Raw genomic sequence first — 15,023 nt, forward strand, 5'->3', positions numbered from 1 at the left:
CCCCCCCCCCCCCCCCCCCCCCCCCGCCCCCCCCCCCCCCCCCCCCCCCCCCCCCCGCCCCCCCCCCCCCCCCCCCCCCCCCCCCCCCCCCCCCCCCCCGCTGCGGCTCAGGCAGATGACGGCCAGGTCTTGGCGACCATCGTGAGGACGTCGTAGGTCGCCACGGGCTTGCCCGCGCTGTCGACGACGACCGCGTCCCAGCGGACCTCGCCGTGGTCGGCGCCGCCGCGCGGGGTGATCTGCTTGCAGGTGAGCGTGACGGTCAGCTCCTCCCCCGGCTTGACCGGGGTGAGGAACCGCAGGTCGTCCACGCCGTAGTTGGCCAGCACCGGCCCCGGCGCGGGGTCGACGAACAGCCCCGCCGCCCACGAGACGACCAGGTAGCCGTGGGCGACCCGGCCACCGAACAGCGGGTTGGCCGCCGCGGCCTCCTCGTCCATGTGCGCGTAGAAGGTGTCGCCGGTGAACTCGGCGAAGTGCTCGATGTCCTCGAGCGTCACCGCCCGCGGGCCGGCGGTCACCGAGTCGCCGATCCGCAGTTGCGCCAGCGACTTGCGGAACGGGTGCACGCCGTCGTCGTTCCGCCGCGCCCCGGTCACCCAGCGGCCGCCGACCGCGGTGAGCACGTCCGGCGAGGCCTGCACCGCGGTGCGCTGCATGTGGTGCAGGACGCCGCGGATGCCGCCGAGCTCCTCGCCGCCACCGGCGCGGCCGGGACCCCCGTGGACCAGCACCGGCAGCGGGGAGCCGTGACCGGTGTTCTCCCTCGCGTCGTCCCGGTCGAGCACCAGGATCCGGCCGTGCGCGTGCGCGGCACCCAGCACGAACTCCCGCGCGAACTGCTCGTCGTGGGTCACCACCGAGCCGACCAGGCTGCCCTGCCCGCGGGCGGCCAGCTCCACGGCCTGCTCCACACCGTCGTAGGGCAGGACCGTGCTGACCGGGCCGAACGCCTCGACGTCGTGCGGCTCGGCGGCGGCCAGGTCGTCGCAGCGCAGGAGCATCGGGGGCAGGAACGCGCCGCGGTCGCGGTCGGCCCCGACGACCTCGAAGTGCTCCGGGTCTCCGGCGACCAGCTCGGCGACGCCGCGCAGCGCCTTGAGCGAGCGGAGGACCTCCTCGCGCTGGTCGAGGCTGGCCAGCGCCCCCATCCGCACCCCCTCGGCGCCGGGTGCACCGACCACGACCTCCGCCAGCCGGTCCCGGGTCGCCTCGACGACGTCGTCCACCAGGGGGCGCGGCACGAACGCCCGGCGGATCGCGGTGCACTTCTGGCCGGCCTTCACCGTCATCTCGGTGACCAGCTGCTCCACGAAGAGCTCGAACTCCGGGGTGCCTGGCGTGGCGTCGGGGCCGAGCACCGAGCAGTTGAGCGAGTCGGCCTCGGCGTTGAAGCGCACCGAGTGGGCGACCACGGCCGGCGAGCTGCGCAGCTTGCGGGCGGTCGCGGCCGATCCGGTGAAGAAGACCAGGTCCTGCCCGGCCAGGCCGTCGAGGAGCCCGGCCGCACTGCCGGCGAGCAGCTGGACCGACCCCTCGGGCAGCAGGCCCGACTCGACGATCGTCCGGACCACCGCCTCGGTGAGGTAGGCGGTCTGGCTGGCCGGCTTGACGACGGTCGGGACACCGGCGAGGAAGGCCGGCGCCAGCTTCTCCAGGAAGCCCCACACCGGGAAGTTGAAGGCGTTGACCTGCACCGCGACGCCCCGCATCGGGGTGTAGAGGTGCTGGCCGGCGAAGGTGCCGCCCCGGCCCAGCGGCTCGATGGGCCCGTCGAGGACGACGGTGTCGTCGGGCAGCTCGCGGCGGCCCTTCGACGCGTACGACAGCAGCGTCCCGAACCCGCCGTCGACGTCGACGGCGCTGTCACGGTCGGTGGCGCCGGTGCGGCGGGACAGCGCGTAGAACGCGTCCTTGTGGGCCATGAGCCGCAGGCCCAGCTGCTTGAGCAGCGCGGCGCGCTGGTGGAAGGTCAGCTCCCGGAGCGCCGGTCCGCCGACGGTGCGGGCGTGGTGGAGCATCGCGGGCACGTCGAGGCTGGTGCTGCTGACGCGGACGACGGTCTCGCCGGTGACCGCGTCGGCGATCGGCGTCCCGTCGTCCGGGGCGGCGTACCACCGGCCGGCCACGTAGCTCTCGAGCAGGGGTGCGGTCATCGCAGGTCTCCCGGGGTGGTCAGGACGGCCGGGCGCGCAGGCCCTGGAAGGTGATGGCGACGAGCGCGTCGGCCACGGCCGTCGCGTCCAGGCCGCGGTCGGGGCGGTACCACTCGGTCAGGGAGTTCACGGCGCCGAAGAGCAGGCGGCTGGTGACGGCCGGGTCGACGTCCGGGCGGACGTCGCCCTCCTCCTCCGCGGCGCGGACCAGGTCGGTGACGATCCGGTCGAACCGGCGACGACGCTCGAGCGCCTCCTGCTCGACCGGGGAGTTGCCGCGCACCCGCAGCAGGAGGGTGACGAACGGCAGCTCCGCGGTGAGCACCCGGACCGACCCGCGGACGACGTGCTCGAGCCGGTCGATGGCCGGCCCGCTGGTCGCGGCCGGCTCCTCGGTGACGGCGAACAGCGCGTCGAGGGCGCGGTCGAGCGCCATCCGCAGCAGCTCGACCTTGCTGGACACGTGGTGGTAGATCGCCGACTTGGTGATGCCCAGCCGGGTGGCGAGCTCGTCCATGCTGGTGGCGTCGTAGCCGCGCTCGTTGAACACCGCGACGGCGACGTCCAGCAGGGAGTCCAGCGAGTGGCCGGGCCGGCCGCGGCGTACCCGGGCGGGATCGGCGGTGGAGGTCACGCACGCTCCCGGAGGTCGTGCAGCCGCTTGAGCTTCCCCACCGAGCGCGCCAGGGTCTCCGGGTCCACGACCAGCACCTCGATGCTGCAGCCGACGGTGTCCTTGACCCCCTTCGCGACCTCGGCGGCGGCCTCGGGACGGCGCTCGGGCGGGCAGTCGGGGCGGGCCTCGATCCGGCAGGTGAGGTGGTCCATCCGGCCGCGCGTGGTCAGCTCCAGCGCGAAGTGCGGCGAGAGGCCCGGCGTGCGCAGCACGATCTCCTCGATCTGGGTCGGGAAGAGGTTCACCCCGCGCAGGATGATCATGTCGTCGGTGCGGCCGGTGACCTTCTCCATCCGCCGCATCCCGGGCCGCGCCGTCCCGGGCAACAGGCGGGTGAGGTCGCGGGTGCGGTAGCGGATGACCGGCATGGCCTCCTTGGTGAGGGAGGTGAAGACCAGCTCGCCCTGCTCGCCCTCGGGCAGCACCTCGCCGGTGAGCGGGTCGATGACCTCCGGGTAGAAGTGGTCCTCCCAGATGTGCAGGCCGTCCTTGGTCTCCACGCACTCCTGCGCGACGCCGGGGCCCATGACCTCCGACAGGCCGTAGATGTCGACGGCGTGGATGTCGAGCCGCTCCTCCATCTCCCGGCGCATCTGCTCGGTCCACGGCTCGGCGCCGAAGATGCCGATCTCCAGGGAGCTGGCCTTCGGGTCCAGGCCCTGCTTCTCGAACTCGTCGATGACGGTGAGCATGTACGACGGCGTCACCATGATCACCCGCGGCTCGAAGTCGCTGATCAGCTGGACCTGCCGCGGCGTCATCCCGCCCGACACGGGGATGACCGTGCAGCCGAGTTTCTCGGCGCCGTAGTGGGCGCCCAGCCCACCGGTGAACAGGCCGTAGCCGTAGGCGTTGTGCAGCCGGTCGCCCGGCCGGCCGCCGGCCGCGCGGATCGAGCGGGCCATCACCGTGGCCCAGGTGTCGATGTCCCGCTCGGTGTAGCCGACGACGGTCGGCCGGCCGGTGGTGCCGGAGGAGGCGTGCACGCGGCGCACCTGCTCCTGCGGGACGGCGAACATGCCGAACGGGTAGTTGTCGCGCAGGTCGGCCTTGCTGGTGGTGGGGAACCGCGCCAGGTCGGCCAGCTCCCGGCAGTCGTCGGGGTGCACGCCGGCCGCGTCGAAGGCGGCCCGGTAGTGCGGCACGTTCTCGTACGCGTGACGCAGCGTCCACTGCAGCCGCTCGAGCTGCTGGGCCCGGAGCTCGTCGACGGACAGCCGCTCCGCCGGGTCGAGGATCGCCGGGTCGGGTGCCTCTCCCAGGCGCCGGGTGGTCTCGCTGGTCGCAGCCGTCATGGCCGATGCCTCCGTGGTCGCAGCGTCCTCGCCGGGCGGTCGGCGGGCAGGTCTCACCCAAATACCGACCAGTTGGTCAGGTAATGAACTCCTCCCGCCTCCGCCTGTCAAGGCCCGCGGAAGAAGTCCGGGCGTGGACTTGTGCCGTGGGTCGCGGTCGGGCAGACTCATTACCGACCAACTGGTCAGTAATTGACGATCGACGTCGCACCCGAGGGGATGAGATGTCCGCGCCCACCCTGGAACGGCCCGCGGCCGACGAGGCCGCGCTGCAGGCGCACTTCGACGCCACGATCGCCGCCGAGCACCGGATCGAGCCGCGGGACTGGATGCCCGAGGGGTACCGCAAGACCCTGATCCGGCAGATCGCCCAGCACGCGCACTCGGAGATCATCGGGATGCAGCCGGAGGGCGACTGGCTGCTCGCCGCCCCGAGCCTGCGGCGCAAGGCGATCCTGCTGGCCAAGGTGCAGGACGAGGCCGGCCACGGCATGTACCTGTACTCCGCGGCGGAGACCCTCGGCGCCGACCGGGCCGACCTCACCGACAAGCTCATCGAGGGCCGGCAGAAGTACAGCTCGATCTTCAACTACCCGACGCTGACCTACGCCGACGTCGGCGTCATCGGCTGGTTCGTCGACGGGGCGGCGATCTGCAACCAGGTGCCGCTGTGCCGCTCCTCCTACGGGCCCTACGCCCGGGCGATGATCCGCATCTGCAAGGAGGAGTCCTTCCACCAGCGGCAGGGCTACGAGCTGCTGATGACGATGATGCGCGGCACGGCCGAGCAGCGGGCGATGGTGCAGGACGCCGTCGACCGCTGGTGGTGGCCGTCGCTGATGATGTTCGGCCCGCCGGACGACGACAGCCCCAACTCGGCGCAGTCGATGGCGTGGGGCATCAAGCGGCACAGCAACGACGAGCTCCGCCAGCGCTACGTGGACATGTCGGTGCCGCAGGCGGAGTTCCTCGGCGTCACGCTGCCCGACCCCGAGCTCGCGTGGGACGAGGAGAGCGGCCACTACCGGTTCGGCCGGATCGACTGGGCCGAGTTCAAGCGCGTCATCAGCGGCGACGGCCCGCGCAACGCCGAGCGCCTCGCCCGCCGCCGGGCCGCCCGCGACGACAACGCCTGGGTCACCGAGGCCGCCACCGCGTACGCCGCCAAGCACGAGGGAGCGCGGGCATGAGCGACGGGAGGACGACGCCCGAGCGAGCATCGCAGGGAGCGCCGGCGACCGAGGAGCGGGACGAGGGCGGAGTCGAGCCGACGGGCGACGTGACCGCCGAGGGTGGGCACGGCGCCGTCCCCACCGGGCCCGAGGTGCCGGTCGAGACCAGGCCGGCGACCAGCCGGCGGGACTGGCCGCTCTACGAGGTCTTCGTGCGCGGCAAGCGCGGGATCAACCACGTGCACGTCGGGTCGCTGCACGCGCCGGACGACGAGATGGCCGTGCACGCGGCGCGCGACCTGTACACCCGGCGCAACGAGGGCGTGAGCATCTGGGTGGTCAAGGCCGCCCACATCACCGCGTCGAGCCCCGACGAGAAGGACCCGATGTTCGCCCCGAGCGGCGACAAGGTCTACCGCCACCCGACGTTCTACGAGATCCCCGAGGACGTCCCCCACATGTAGCGGAGTGCGAGAGACGAGGGAACCTCGCTCCGCGCACTCCGGTAGGAGAGACATGGCGCACGAAGAGACCGTCTACGAGGCGCTCGACCACGCCCACGGCGGCGAGGGGCACTGGGCGTTCGGCACCGGCTTCGACGAGCCGCTGGCCGGCGTCGACACCACCGTGCCCGAGGGCATCGACCCGGCCGACCTGGGCGAGTACTGCCTGATGCTCGGCGACGACGCCCTCGTGCTGGCCCAACGGCTGACCCAGTGGATCACCGCGGCGCCGGAGCTCGAGGAGGAGGTGGCGATCGCCAACGTCGCCCTCGACCTGCTCGGTCAGGCCCGGCTGCTGCTGGCCCGCGCCGGGTCGGTGGGCGTGCTCGGCCGCTCGCGCGAGAAGGCCACCGAGACCATCCCTGACGAGGACGCCCTGGCCTACTTCCGCGACCCCGACGAGTTCCGCAACACCGACCTGGTCGAGGCGCCGAACGGCGACTTCGCGCAGACGATGGTCCGGCTCCTCGCCGCCGCCACCGTCCGGCTCGCGGTCTTCACCCGGCTGCGGGAGTCCCGGGACCCGGTGGTCGCGGCCATCGCGGCCAAGGGCGTCAACGAGCTGGCCTACCACCGCGACCACGCCGCCCGCTGGGTGCTGCGCCTCGGCGACGGCACCGAGGAGTCCCACCGCCGCGCCCAGGCCGGCGCCGACGCCGTCTGGCCGCTGCTGGACGACCTGTTCACCGCCACGGACGTCGAGGCCCGGCTCACCGCGGCCGGCGTCGCGGTCGACCCGGCCGACGTCCGCGAGGAGGTCGTCTCCGTGCTCACGCAGGTGCTCGACCGGGCGACGCTGCGGGTGCCGGCCTGGCCGGCCGACGCCCCGCCCCGAGGCCGCACCGGCCGGCACACCGCGGAGCTCCCCGAGCTGCTCGACACCCTGCAGGGCCTGGCCCGCCAGCACCCGGCCGCCACGTGGTGACCGCCGTGACGGTCACGACCGATCCCCGGTCGGTCGCCGAGACGGTGACCGACCCCGAGCTGCCGATGCTGACCCTCGCCGACCTCGGCGTCCTCCGCGACGTCCGGGTCGAGGACGGCACCGTCGTCGTCGAGATCACCCCCACCTACTCCGGCTGCCCGGCGATGGGCACGATGCGCGCCGACCTGCTGCACGCCCTGCACCGGGCCGGCTTCCCCGACGTCGACGTCCGCACCGTGCTCTCCCCCGCCTGGAGCACCGACTGGATCAGCGACGAGGGCCGCCGCAAGCTGGCCGCCGGTGGCATCGCGCCGCCCGGGAGGGCCCCGGCCCGCCCCGCGGGCCCGGTGCCGCTGCAACTCGGGCCGACCCGCCGCACCGCCGCCTGCCCGGTGTGCGGCTCCCCGGACACCGAGGAGCTGAGCGAGTTCAGCGCGACCGCCTGCAAGGCGCTGCGCCGCTGCCGCAGCTGCCGGGAGCCGTTCGAGCACGTCAAGGAGATCTGAGTGACCACCACCGAGGCCCCCGCGCGGCGTCGGCCGCAGTTCCACCCGCTCACGGTGGCCCGCGTCGAGCAGCTCACCGACGACGCGGTCGCGGTGACCTTCGACGTCCCCCCGGAGCTGGCCGAGGACTACGCCTTCAAGCCGGGCCAGGCCCTGACCCTGCGCCGGGTGGACGGCGAGCGCGACGAGCGCCGCTCGTACTCCATCTGCGCGCCCGTGGGCGCCGCGCCGCGCGTGGGCGTCCGGGAGGTGCCCGGCGGGTTCTTCTCCTCCTACCTGGTGCACTCGGTGCGCCCGGGCGACCGGATCGAGGTGCTGCCGCCGTCGGGCACCTTCACCGCCGACCTGTCGGTGCCCGCCGACCACGTCTTCGTCGTCGCCGGCTCGGGCATCACCCCGGCCCTCTCCCTCGCCTCCAGCGTGCTGCGCGACGGGGAGTCCACCGTCACCGTCTTCTACGGCAACCGGCGCACCAACACCGTCATGTTCGCCGACGAGCTCGCCGACCTGAAGGACCGCTACGGCACCCGGCTGCAGCTGGTGCACGTCCTCTCCCGCGAGCCGCGGGACGCGGACCTGACCAGCGGCCGGCTCGACGGCGCGCGGCTGCGGACGCTGATCGACAACCTGGTGGACGCCGAGCACGTCGACCACTGGTGGCTGTGCGGCCCGCACGGGATGGTCAGCGACGCCCGCGAGGTGCTGGCCGAGCTCGGCGTCCCGGCCGAGAAGGTCCACCAGGAGCTGTTCTACGTCGACGACGTCCCCCCGGAGCCGGTCCGCGGAGACGAGGAGACCGTCACCGGGCCGAGCAGCGAGGTGACCGTCGTCCTCGACGGGCGGACCACCACCCTGGCCCTCCCCCGAGACGTGCCCGTCCTCGACTCGGCCCAGCGGGTGCGCGGTGACCTGCCCTTCGCCTGCAAGGGCGGGGTGTGCGGCACCTGCCGGGCGCGGGTCACCGAGGGCGAGGTGGAGATGCGGCGGAACTACGCCCTCGAGCCCCGGGAGGTCGAGGCGGGGTACGTGCTCACCTGCCAGACAGTGCCGCTCTCGGACACCGTCACGGTGGACTTCGACGCATGAGCGCCGATCGGGTGCTGCGGGTCGACGTCGGCAGTGGCGTGGCCACCCTGACGCTGGACTCCCCGGCCAACCGCAACGCGCTGTCGCGGGCGATGCGCGCCCAGCTGCGGTCGGCGCTGGCCGACGCGCTGGCCGACGACGCGGTCCGGGTCGTCGTGCTCGACCACACCGGCCGGGTGTTCTGCTCCGGCATGGACCTCGCCGAGGCCGCCGGCGGCGCCGCGGAGGACCAGGGGGTCAACGAGTTCCCGGCCCTGCTCGAGACGATCTGGGACTCCCCCAAGCCCGTGGTGGCCACCGTCCGCGGCCCCGCCCGGGCAGGTGGCGTCGGCCTGCTGGCGGCCTGCGACGTGGTGGTCGCCGGGACGTCGGCGACCTTCGCCTTCACCGAGGTCCGCATCGGCGTCGTGCCGGCCGTCATCTCGGCGGTCTGCCTGCCGCGGATGGTGCCCAACGCCGTCCACCGGCTGATGCTGACCGGCGAGGTGTTCGACGCGTCCGCGGCACTGGCCGGCGGCCTGGTGGACCTCGTCGTCCCGGACGACGAGGTGGACACCTGCGTGGCCGAGCAGGTGACGGCCCTCGGCAAGGGCGCGCCCCTGGCCCTGGCGGAGACCAAGCGGCTGCTGCGCGCGGCGCGGAGCGGGCCGCTGGCCGACCGGTTCCCCGACCTGCTGGCCCTCTCGGCCCGGTTCTTCGCCGGCGAGGAGGGCCAGGAGGGGATCGCCGCCTTCCGCGAGAAGCGGCCCGCCCGCTGGGTGCCCGCGTGATCCCGGTCCCCGTCGGCGCGGCGGCCGAGCTCGACGTCGTGGTCACCCCGGAGATGACCGTCCGCTTCGACGAGCTGGGGCCGGTCCACCAGGTGTACGCGACCTACACGATGGCCAAGCACTTCGAGGAGGCCGGCCGCAAGCTGCTGCTGCGCCACCTCGAGCCGGGCGAGGCCGGCATCGGCCGCTCGGTGTCGGTCGAGCACCTCGGGCCCAGCTGGGTGGGCGAGGCACTCCGGGTCACCGCCCGCTGTGTCGAGGTGCGCGGCAACCGGCTGACCTGCGAGTGCACCGCCGTCGCCGCCGACGGCCGCGAGCTCGGGCGCGGGACGACGGTCCAGGCGGTCCTCAGCGAGGAGGCCCTGGAGGACCGCATCGGCGAGCAGGCGCGTGCCCGCGCCCGGGCCGCGCAGCAGCGGACGCCCGCGGAGAGCCGTTAGTTCGGCAATGCATCGTTGTGCGCTGGGCCACACCGCCGCTAGAGTTCGCCAAAATAACTGACCACTCGGTCAGTATCGAGCTCCAGGGGGCGGCGGGATGTCAGCTGCGGCGGGCACGGCGGGATCCACGCGCGAGCGGATGACGACCGAGGAACGCAAGGTCCTCGCCGCCACCCTCGCCGGCACCACCATCGAGTGGTACGACTTCTTCATCTACGCCCAGGCCGCGGGCCTGGTGCTCGCCCCGCTCTTCCTCGCGCCGGTCAGCGAGGACTCGCCGGGGCTGGCCACGATCATCTCGCTGGCCACCATCGGGATCAGCTTCCTGTTCCGCCCGCTGGGCGCGATCGTCGCGGGGCGGCTCGGCGACCGCCTGGGCCGCAAGCGGATGCTGGTCTTCACCCTCGTGCTGATGGGTGCGGCGACCGCCCTGATCGGCCTGCTGCCGACCTACGCGCAGATCGGGCTGGCCGCCCCGGCCCTGCTGATCCTGCTCCGCATCCTGCAGGGCTTCTCCGCCGGCGGGGAGTGGGGCGGCGCGGCGCTCATGTCGGTCGAGCACGCGCCGGTCCACCGCCGCGGCCTGTTCGGGGCCTACCCGCAGATCGGCGTGCCGGTCGGCATGATCCTGGCGACCGGTGTGCTGTGGTTGCTCAGCACGGTGCTGACGCCGGAGCAGTTCGAGAGCTGGGGCTGGCGGATCCCGTTCCTCTTCTCGGTGGTGCTGATCGTCATCGGCTACCTCATCCGCCGCGCCGTCGAGGAGAGCCCGGTCTTCCGGGAGATGCGGCTGCGGAGGAAGGAGTCCTCGGCGCCGCTGCGCGACCTCTTCCGGGGCAACACCAAGGAGGTCGTCCTCGCCGCGCTGATCTTCGTCGCGAACAACGCCGCGGGTTACCTGCTGATCGCCTTCTTCATCGCCTACGCCAGCGGGGCCCTGGGGATGCCGCGGGAGTCGGTGCTGCTGGCGACCACGCTGGCGTCCTTCGGCTGGCTGGTGTTCACCATGTACGGCGGCGCCCTCTCCGACCGGATCGGCCGGGTGCGGACCTTCCAGATCGGCTACGCCCTCGTGTTCGTCTGGATGATCCCGCTGTTCCTGCTCATCGACACCGGCAACATCTGGCTCTACGGGATCGCGCTGTTCCTGCTGACCGTCGGGCTGGGGCTGTCCTACGGGCCGATGTCGGCGATGTACGCGGAGATGTTCCCCGTCGCGGTGCGCTACTCCGGGGTCTCGATCGGCTACGCCCTCGGCGCGATCCTGGGCGGCGCCTTCGCCCCGATGATCGCCGAGGTCCTCATCCAGTCGACCGGTTGGTCGGGGTCGATCGGCATCTACATCATGGTGCTCTGCGTGATCTCCTTCGCCGCGGTGACCGTCGCCGGGGAGACCCGGGGCGCCAACCTGCGGGTCGCCGAGGCGCACGAGCAGTACCTCCACGAGCACCCCGACGAGGCCGGCGACCTGGGCCGCCGGCCCTGACCGCCGTACCGGGCTCCGGCGACCGTCGCCGGGGTCAGGCCTGCGCCCACCGTCTGGCCCTCCGCTCCTCCGGCAGGCTGCCGCCCCAGATGCCGAAGCGCTCGTCGGCCGCCAGGGCGTACGCCAGGCACGGCGCGACGGCGGGGCACCGGCGGCAGGCGGCCAGCGCGGTCTCGTGCTGCCGTGCCGCCCTCCCCCGCTCGGGCCACCAGGGGGACGGGTCGCCCGTCTGGCAGGCCACGGTGCCGGCTCGCTCCAGTGCGCGGGTCAGCGCCAGCCACTCGTCGGCCGCTCGCGACGGAACGGCCCACAGCACGTGCTCGGGCACCACGGCTCGGCCCATGGCACATTGCGTCACTTCCGAAAGCCGTGGTGGCGGAGGCGCGCGGCACCTCGGGTGTCGCCGAGGCAGCGGCGCCCGGAGGGTCGCTACGCGGAGTCGCACACCGGCCACGGGAGCACCCCGTGGTGGTCACCCACGCTCGGGGAGGGCAACGACATGACGACCCTGCAGCCCACGGGGCTCGGCGACGTCCGGCAGCGCATCGCGGACTCCTCCGCCCGGGAGGTGGTCGCCGACAGCCTGGCGCGGGCACGAGAGGTCGCCGGGCTCGGTGCCTTCACCACCGTCGCCGACGATGCGGCGGGCGGCTCCGGGCCGCTCGCCGGAGTCCCGCTGGCGGTGAAGGACAACCTGGACACCCACGACCTGCCCACCAGCGGCGGCACCCCGGCGCTCCGGGAGTCCCGGCCGGGCCGGGACCAGCAGGCCGTCGAGCGGCTGCGGGCCGCGGGAGCCGCGGTCATCGGCAAGACCAACCTGCACGAGCTGGCGCTGGGCATCACGAGCAACAACGCCGCCTTCGGCCCGGTGCGCAACCCCCACGACCCGAGCCGCTCGGCCGGGGGCTCCTCCGGCGGCTCGGCGGTCGCCGTCGCGACCGGCGTGGTGCCGATCGCCCTGGGCACCGACACCGGCGGGTCGGTGCGGGTGCCGGCGGCACACTGCGGTCTGGTGGGCTTCCGGCCGACGGTCGGGCGCTGGGGCACCGGACGCACGGTGCCGATCTCCAGCACCCGGGACACCGCCGGCGTCCTGGCGACGAGCGTCGCCGACGCAGCCCTCGTCGACGAACTCGTCACCGGGCGGCCCACCGCTCCCGGCGAGGACCGGCCGCTGCGGCTCGGCGTCCCCCGGATCGGCTTCTACGACGACCTGCACCCCGAGGTCGCCGCCGTCGCGCAGCGGGCGCTGGACCGGCTCGCCGACGCCGGGATCGAGCTGGTCGAGGTCTGCGTGGCCGACGCGCACGAGCTGGACGCCGAGTGCGGCTTCCTGATCGTCTTCTTCGAGGTCGCCCGCGAGCTGCCGGCCTACCTGGCGACGCTGCCCGGGCCGGAGCGCCGGCTGACCCTGGCCGACGTCATGGCCCAGGTGGCCTCCCCCGACGTCCGCGGCGCCCTGGAGCTCGCGGCCGGGGGCTCGGTCACCGAGGAGGTCTACCGGTCCAACCTCGCCGTCCGTGACCGGCTGCGGGCCGCCTACACCGCCGCGCTGTGCCCGGAGGACGGCGTCCGGCTCGACGCCCTCGTCTACCCCACCGTGCCGCTGCCCGCACCGCCGATCGGGGACGACGACACCACGGAGCTGGGCGGCCGGCAGGTGCCGGTCTTCCTCACGACGATCCGCAACACCGGGCCGGGGTCGACCGCCGGGATGCCGTCGATCTCCCTGCCGGCCGGCGCGACGGCCACCGGCCTGCCGATCGGCGTCTCGCTGGAGTCCCTGCCCGGCGAGGACGGCGCCCTGCTCGCGGCGGCCGGCCGGGTCGAGGCCGTCCTGGCCGGGTGAGGCCGGCCGCCGCGGAGGTCAGGCGGGGGTGACGCGGACCGGCACGCTGCCCCAGCCCTTGAGGGTGTTGTTCAGTTTCGGGGTGGGCTCGCCGGCCGGCTCCAGGGTGCGGGCCCGCTCGGCCAGCGCGGTGAGCACCAGCTCGGTCTCCAGGCGGGCGAGCGGCTGGCCGACGCACTGGTGGATGCCCATGCCGAAGGCGACGTGGCCGGCGGCGCGGCGGTTGACGTCGAGGGTCTCCGCGTCCTCACCCCAGTGCCGCGGGTCGCGGTTGGCCGACCCGAGGAACAGCAGCACCTTGGTCCCCTCGGGGATGTGCGTGCCGGCGACCTCGACGTCCCGGGAGGTGGTGCGGAAGAAGGTCTGCACCGGGGACTCCCAGCGCAGCGCCTCGTCGAAGGCGAACTTGGCCTTGGCCGGCTGGGCGTGCAGCTGCGCCCACTGCTCCGGGTACCGCGACAGCGCGTAGACGGTGTTGGCGATGCCGTAGACGGTCGTGTCCACCCCGGCGGTGAGCAGCGAGCGGACCAGCATCGGCGCCTGCTCGGCGGTGATCTCACCGCGGTCGGCGGCCGCCCAGATCTGCTCGCCGAAGCCGCCGGGGGCGAGGTTCTCCCGCTGGCACTGCTCCCAGATCCAGGCCTGCACGGGAGCCGCGGTGGCCAGGGCGTTGCGGCGCAGCTCGTTGTCGGGGCCGAAGGCGTTGAACGCCAGCCCGCCGTACGGGAGCAGGTTCTCCCGGCCCTCCTCGGGCAGGCCGACGGCGTCGGGGAACACCCGCAGCGGGTAGACCTCGGCCAGGTCGGCGACCGCGTCGAAGGTGCCCTGCGCGACCAGCCGCTCGGCGATCTCCGTCGCGGGTGCGGCGAACCGCTCCCGGAGCACCCGCACGGTCCGCGGGGAGATGACGCCGTTCATCGCCGTCCGGACGACGGTGTGGTCGGGCGGGTCGGCCTCGAGCAGCAGGCTCGGCGGCCGCCACGGCTCCTCCTTGGCGAAGTCGGCCAGCCCCGCGCCCCGGCTGGACACGAAGATCTCCCAGTCCCGCAGCGATGCGGAGACCTCCTCGAACCGGCCCATCGCGTAGATGCCGTACCGGGACAGGAACACCACCGGCCCGGCATCGCGCAGCCGGCGGTGGAAGTCGTAGGGGTCGGTCAGCACGTCGGTGCCGAACGGGTCGTCGTCGAGGACGGGGACGTCGGTGGCGGGCAGGCTGTCCACGGTCATCGGGGTTCTCCTGGGTCTCAGAGGTCGAGGACGAGACGGGGGCAGGCGGCCCGGGACACGCAGATGAACATCGTGTCGTTGGCCGCCTGTTCGGCGGGGGTCAGCAGGCTGTCGCGGTGGTCGACCACGCCGTCGAGCACCGGGGTCTCGCAGGTGCCGCAGGTGCCCTCCTGGCACGAGGAGAGCACGGGGACGCCGGCGGCCTCGACGACGTCGAGGACCGACCGGTCCGGGGGTACCAGGAGGGTCAGCCCGCTCTGGGCGAGCTCCACCTCGAAGGTCTCCTGCAGCACGGGCTCGCCCTGCTCCCGAGGGCTGAAGCGCTCCAGGTGCAGGGCGTCCTCCGGCCAGCCGGCGCAGCGCTGCTCGACCGCCTGCAGCAGCGGCTCGGGGCCGCAGCAGTAGACCAACGTGTCCGGCCGCGGGACGCCGAGCAGCCGGTCGAGGTCGAGAAGACCGACCTGGTCCTGGGGGTGGAGGGTGACGCGGGCGCCGTGGGCCTCGGTGAGCGCGGCGCGGAAGGCCATCGAGCCCAGGGTGCGGCCGCCGTAGTGCAGTTCCCAGTCCGCGCCCGCCGCGGTGGCGGCGGCGAGCATCGGGACCAGCGGGGTGATCCCGACCCCACCGGCGATGAACAGGTACCGCGGCGCGGGGACCAGCTCGAAGTTGTTCCGGGGGCCGCGGACGTCGACGAGGACGCCCTCGTGCAGCTTGTCGTGGACGTACGAGGAGCCGCCCCGGCTCTCGGGCTCGCACAGCACGCCGATCCGCCACACCGACCGGTCGGCCGGGTCGCCGCAGAGCGAGTACTGCCGGACGAGGTCCGGCGTGAGCTCCAGGTCGATGTGCGCCCCCGGCGACCACGCCGGCAGGTCGGCGCCGGACGGGTCGCGCAGGTCGAGCGCCACCACGCCGTCCGCCACGAC

General features: G+C 73.9%; 14 protein-coding genes and 1 pseudogene. 9 read left to right on the plus strand and 6 right to left on the minus strand.

Translation table 11 applies throughout. The features are described 5' to 3' along the window. Positions 1-107: 107 nt before the first annotated feature. From paaZ to paaK, 3 genes are read right to left on the minus strand one after another with little or no spacing between them, the layout of a single operon-like run. The gene (paaZ, locus tag ACI79I_RS22670; RefSeq protein WP_456994579.1) at positions 108-2,156 is read right to left on the minus strand and encodes a phenylacetic acid degradation bifunctional protein PaaZ; all 2,049 of its coding nucleotides are present in this window, start codon (positions 2,154-2,156) and stop codon (positions 108-110) included. A 19-nt stretch (positions 2,157-2,175) separates the two neighbouring features. After that, positions 2,176-2,790 carry a TetR/AcrR family transcriptional regulator gene (locus ACI79I_RS22675; protein ID WP_456947240.1) on the minus strand — a complete coding sequence of 205 codons (615 nt, stop codon included), beginning with the start codon at positions 2,788-2,790 and terminating at the stop codon, positions 2,176-2,178. Next, positions 2,787-4,127 carry a phenylacetate--CoA ligase PaaK gene (paaK, locus tag ACI79I_RS22680; RefSeq protein WP_456994580.1) on the minus strand — a complete coding sequence of 447 codons (1,341 nt, stop codon included), beginning with the start codon at positions 4,125-4,127 and terminating at the stop codon, positions 2,787-2,789. Before paaK ends, ACI79I_RS22675 begins: the two co-directional genes overlap by 4 nt. A gap of 224 nt (positions 4,128-4,351) precedes the next feature. Here paaK and paaA point away from each other — a divergent pair, with 224 nt between their 5' ends. The 8 genes from paaA to ACI79I_RS22720 all read left to right on the plus strand — a co-directional run bounded on the left by paaA (position 4,352) and on the right by ACI79I_RS22720 (position 11,015). Next, entirely contained in the window at positions 4,352-5,317 is a 966-nt protein-coding gene (gene paaA / locus ACI79I_RS22685) for a 1,2-phenylacetyl-CoA epoxidase subunit PaaA (protein ID WP_456994581.1), read from the plus strand. Beyond that, positions 5,314-5,763 carry a 1,2-phenylacetyl-CoA epoxidase subunit PaaB gene (gene paaB / locus ACI79I_RS22690; protein WP_456994582.1) on the plus strand — a complete coding sequence of 150 codons (450 nt, stop codon included), beginning with the start codon at positions 5,314-5,316 and terminating at the stop codon, positions 5,761-5,763. The genes paaA and paaB overlap by 4 nt, the downstream gene beginning before the upstream one ends. Before the next feature lie 52 nt (positions 5,764-5,815). Next, the gene (gene paaC, locus ACI79I_RS22695) at positions 5,816-6,727 is read left to right on the plus strand and encodes a 1,2-phenylacetyl-CoA epoxidase subunit PaaC (protein ID WP_456994583.1); all 912 of its coding nucleotides are present in this window, start codon (positions 5,816-5,818) and stop codon (positions 6,725-6,727) included. A gap of 5 nt (positions 6,728-6,732) precedes the next feature. Continuing rightward, positions 6,733-7,233, plus strand: a complete 501-nt coding sequence (paaD, locus tag ACI79I_RS22700) for a 1,2-phenylacetyl-CoA epoxidase subunit PaaD (protein WP_456994584.1) — start codon at positions 6,733-6,735, stop codon at positions 7,231-7,233. Next, on the plus strand, positions 7,234-8,319 hold the full coding sequence (gene paaE, locus ACI79I_RS22705; RefSeq protein WP_456994585.1) for a 1,2-phenylacetyl-CoA epoxidase subunit PaaE: 1,086 nt from the start codon (positions 7,234-7,236) through the stop codon (positions 8,317-8,319). After that, a complete protein-coding gene (locus ACI79I_RS22710) occupies positions 8,316-9,089 on the plus strand; it encodes an enoyl-CoA hydratase-related protein (RefSeq protein ID WP_456994586.1) in 774 nt (257 codons plus the stop codon). The genes paaE and ACI79I_RS22710 overlap by 4 nt, the downstream gene beginning before the upstream one ends. After that, complete coding sequence (locus tag ACI79I_RS22715; protein WP_456994587.1) at positions 9,086-9,529, plus strand: thioesterase family protein; 444 nt, start codon at positions 9,086-9,088, stop codon at positions 9,527-9,529. Before ACI79I_RS22710 ends, ACI79I_RS22715 begins: the two co-directional genes overlap by 4 nt. 139 nt (positions 9,530-9,668) lie before the next feature. Beyond that, positions 9,669-11,015, plus strand: a complete 1,347-nt coding sequence (locus tag ACI79I_RS22720; protein WP_456994588.1) for an MFS transporter — start codon at positions 9,669-9,671, stop codon at positions 11,013-11,015. Positions 11,016-11,049: 34 nt separating this feature from the next. On the opposite strand, the gene ACI79I_RS22725 is transcribed toward ACI79I_RS22720, so the two are convergent. Beyond that, a complete protein-coding gene (locus ACI79I_RS22725) occupies positions 11,050-11,358 on the minus strand; it encodes a WhiB family transcriptional regulator (RefSeq protein WP_456994589.1) in 309 nt (102 codons plus the stop codon). Positions 11,359-11,514: 156 nt separating this feature from the next. Here ACI79I_RS22725 and ACI79I_RS22730 point away from each other — a divergent pair, with 156 nt between their 5' ends. Beyond that, entirely contained in the window at positions 11,515-12,867 is a 1,353-nt protein-coding gene (locus ACI79I_RS22730; RefSeq protein WP_456994590.1) for an amidase family protein, read from the plus strand. A gap of 18 nt (positions 12,868-12,885) precedes the next feature. On the opposite strand, the gene ACI79I_RS22735 is transcribed toward ACI79I_RS22730, so the two are convergent. Both ACI79I_RS22735 and ACI79I_RS22740 read right to left on the minus strand, forming a co-directional pair. Beyond that, a complete protein-coding gene (locus ACI79I_RS22735) occupies positions 12,886-14,097 on the minus strand; it encodes a cytochrome P450 (protein ID WP_456994591.1) in 1,212 nt (403 codons plus the stop codon). Between the two features lie 17 nt (positions 14,098-14,114). After that, a pseudogene (locus ACI79I_RS22740) lies at positions 14,115-15,020 on the minus strand (PDR/VanB family oxidoreductase); the annotation flags it as partial. Positions 15,021-15,023 lie beyond the last annotated feature (3 nt).

The sequence above is a fragment of the Geodermatophilus sp. SYSU D01105 genome (genome assembly GCF_054050095.1).

Coding starts and splice junctions, on each gene's coding strand:
- paaZ (WP_456994579.1), bottom strand. CDS start 2,156: ATGACCGCACCCCTGCTCGAGAGCTACGTGGCCGGCCGGTGGTACGCC.
- paaA (WP_456994581.1), top strand. CDS start 4,352: ATGTCCGCGCCCACCCTGGAACGGCCCGCGGCCGACGAGGCCGCGCTG.
- paaK (WP_456994580.1), bottom strand. CDS start 4,127: ATGACGGCTGCGACCAGCGAGACCACCCGGCGCCTGGGAGAGGCACCC.
- ACI79I_RS22710 (WP_456994586.1), top strand. CDS start 8,316: ATGAGCGCCGATCGGGTGCTGCGGGTCGACGTCGGCAGTGGCGTGGCC.
- ACI79I_RS22720 (WP_456994588.1), top strand. CDS start 9,669: ATGACGACCGAGGAACGCAAGGTCCTCGCCGCCACCCTCGCCGGCACC.
- ACI79I_RS22730 (WP_456994590.1), top strand. CDS start 11,515: ATGACGACCCTGCAGCCCACGGGGCTCGGCGACGTCCGGCAGCGCATC.
- paaB (WP_456994582.1), top strand. CDS start 5,314: ATGAGCGACGGGAGGACGACGCCCGAGCGAGCATCGCAGGGAGCGCCG.
- ACI79I_RS22725 (WP_456994589.1), bottom strand. CDS start 11,358: ATGGGCCGAGCCGTGGTGCCCGAGCACGTGCTGTGGGCCGTTCCGTCG.
- ACI79I_RS22735 (WP_456994591.1), bottom strand. CDS start 14,097: ATGACCGTGGACAGCCTGCCCGCCACCGACGTCCCCGTCCTCGACGAC.
- paaC (WP_456994583.1), top strand. CDS start 5,816: ATGGCGCACGAAGAGACCGTCTACGAGGCGCTCGACCACGCCCACGGC.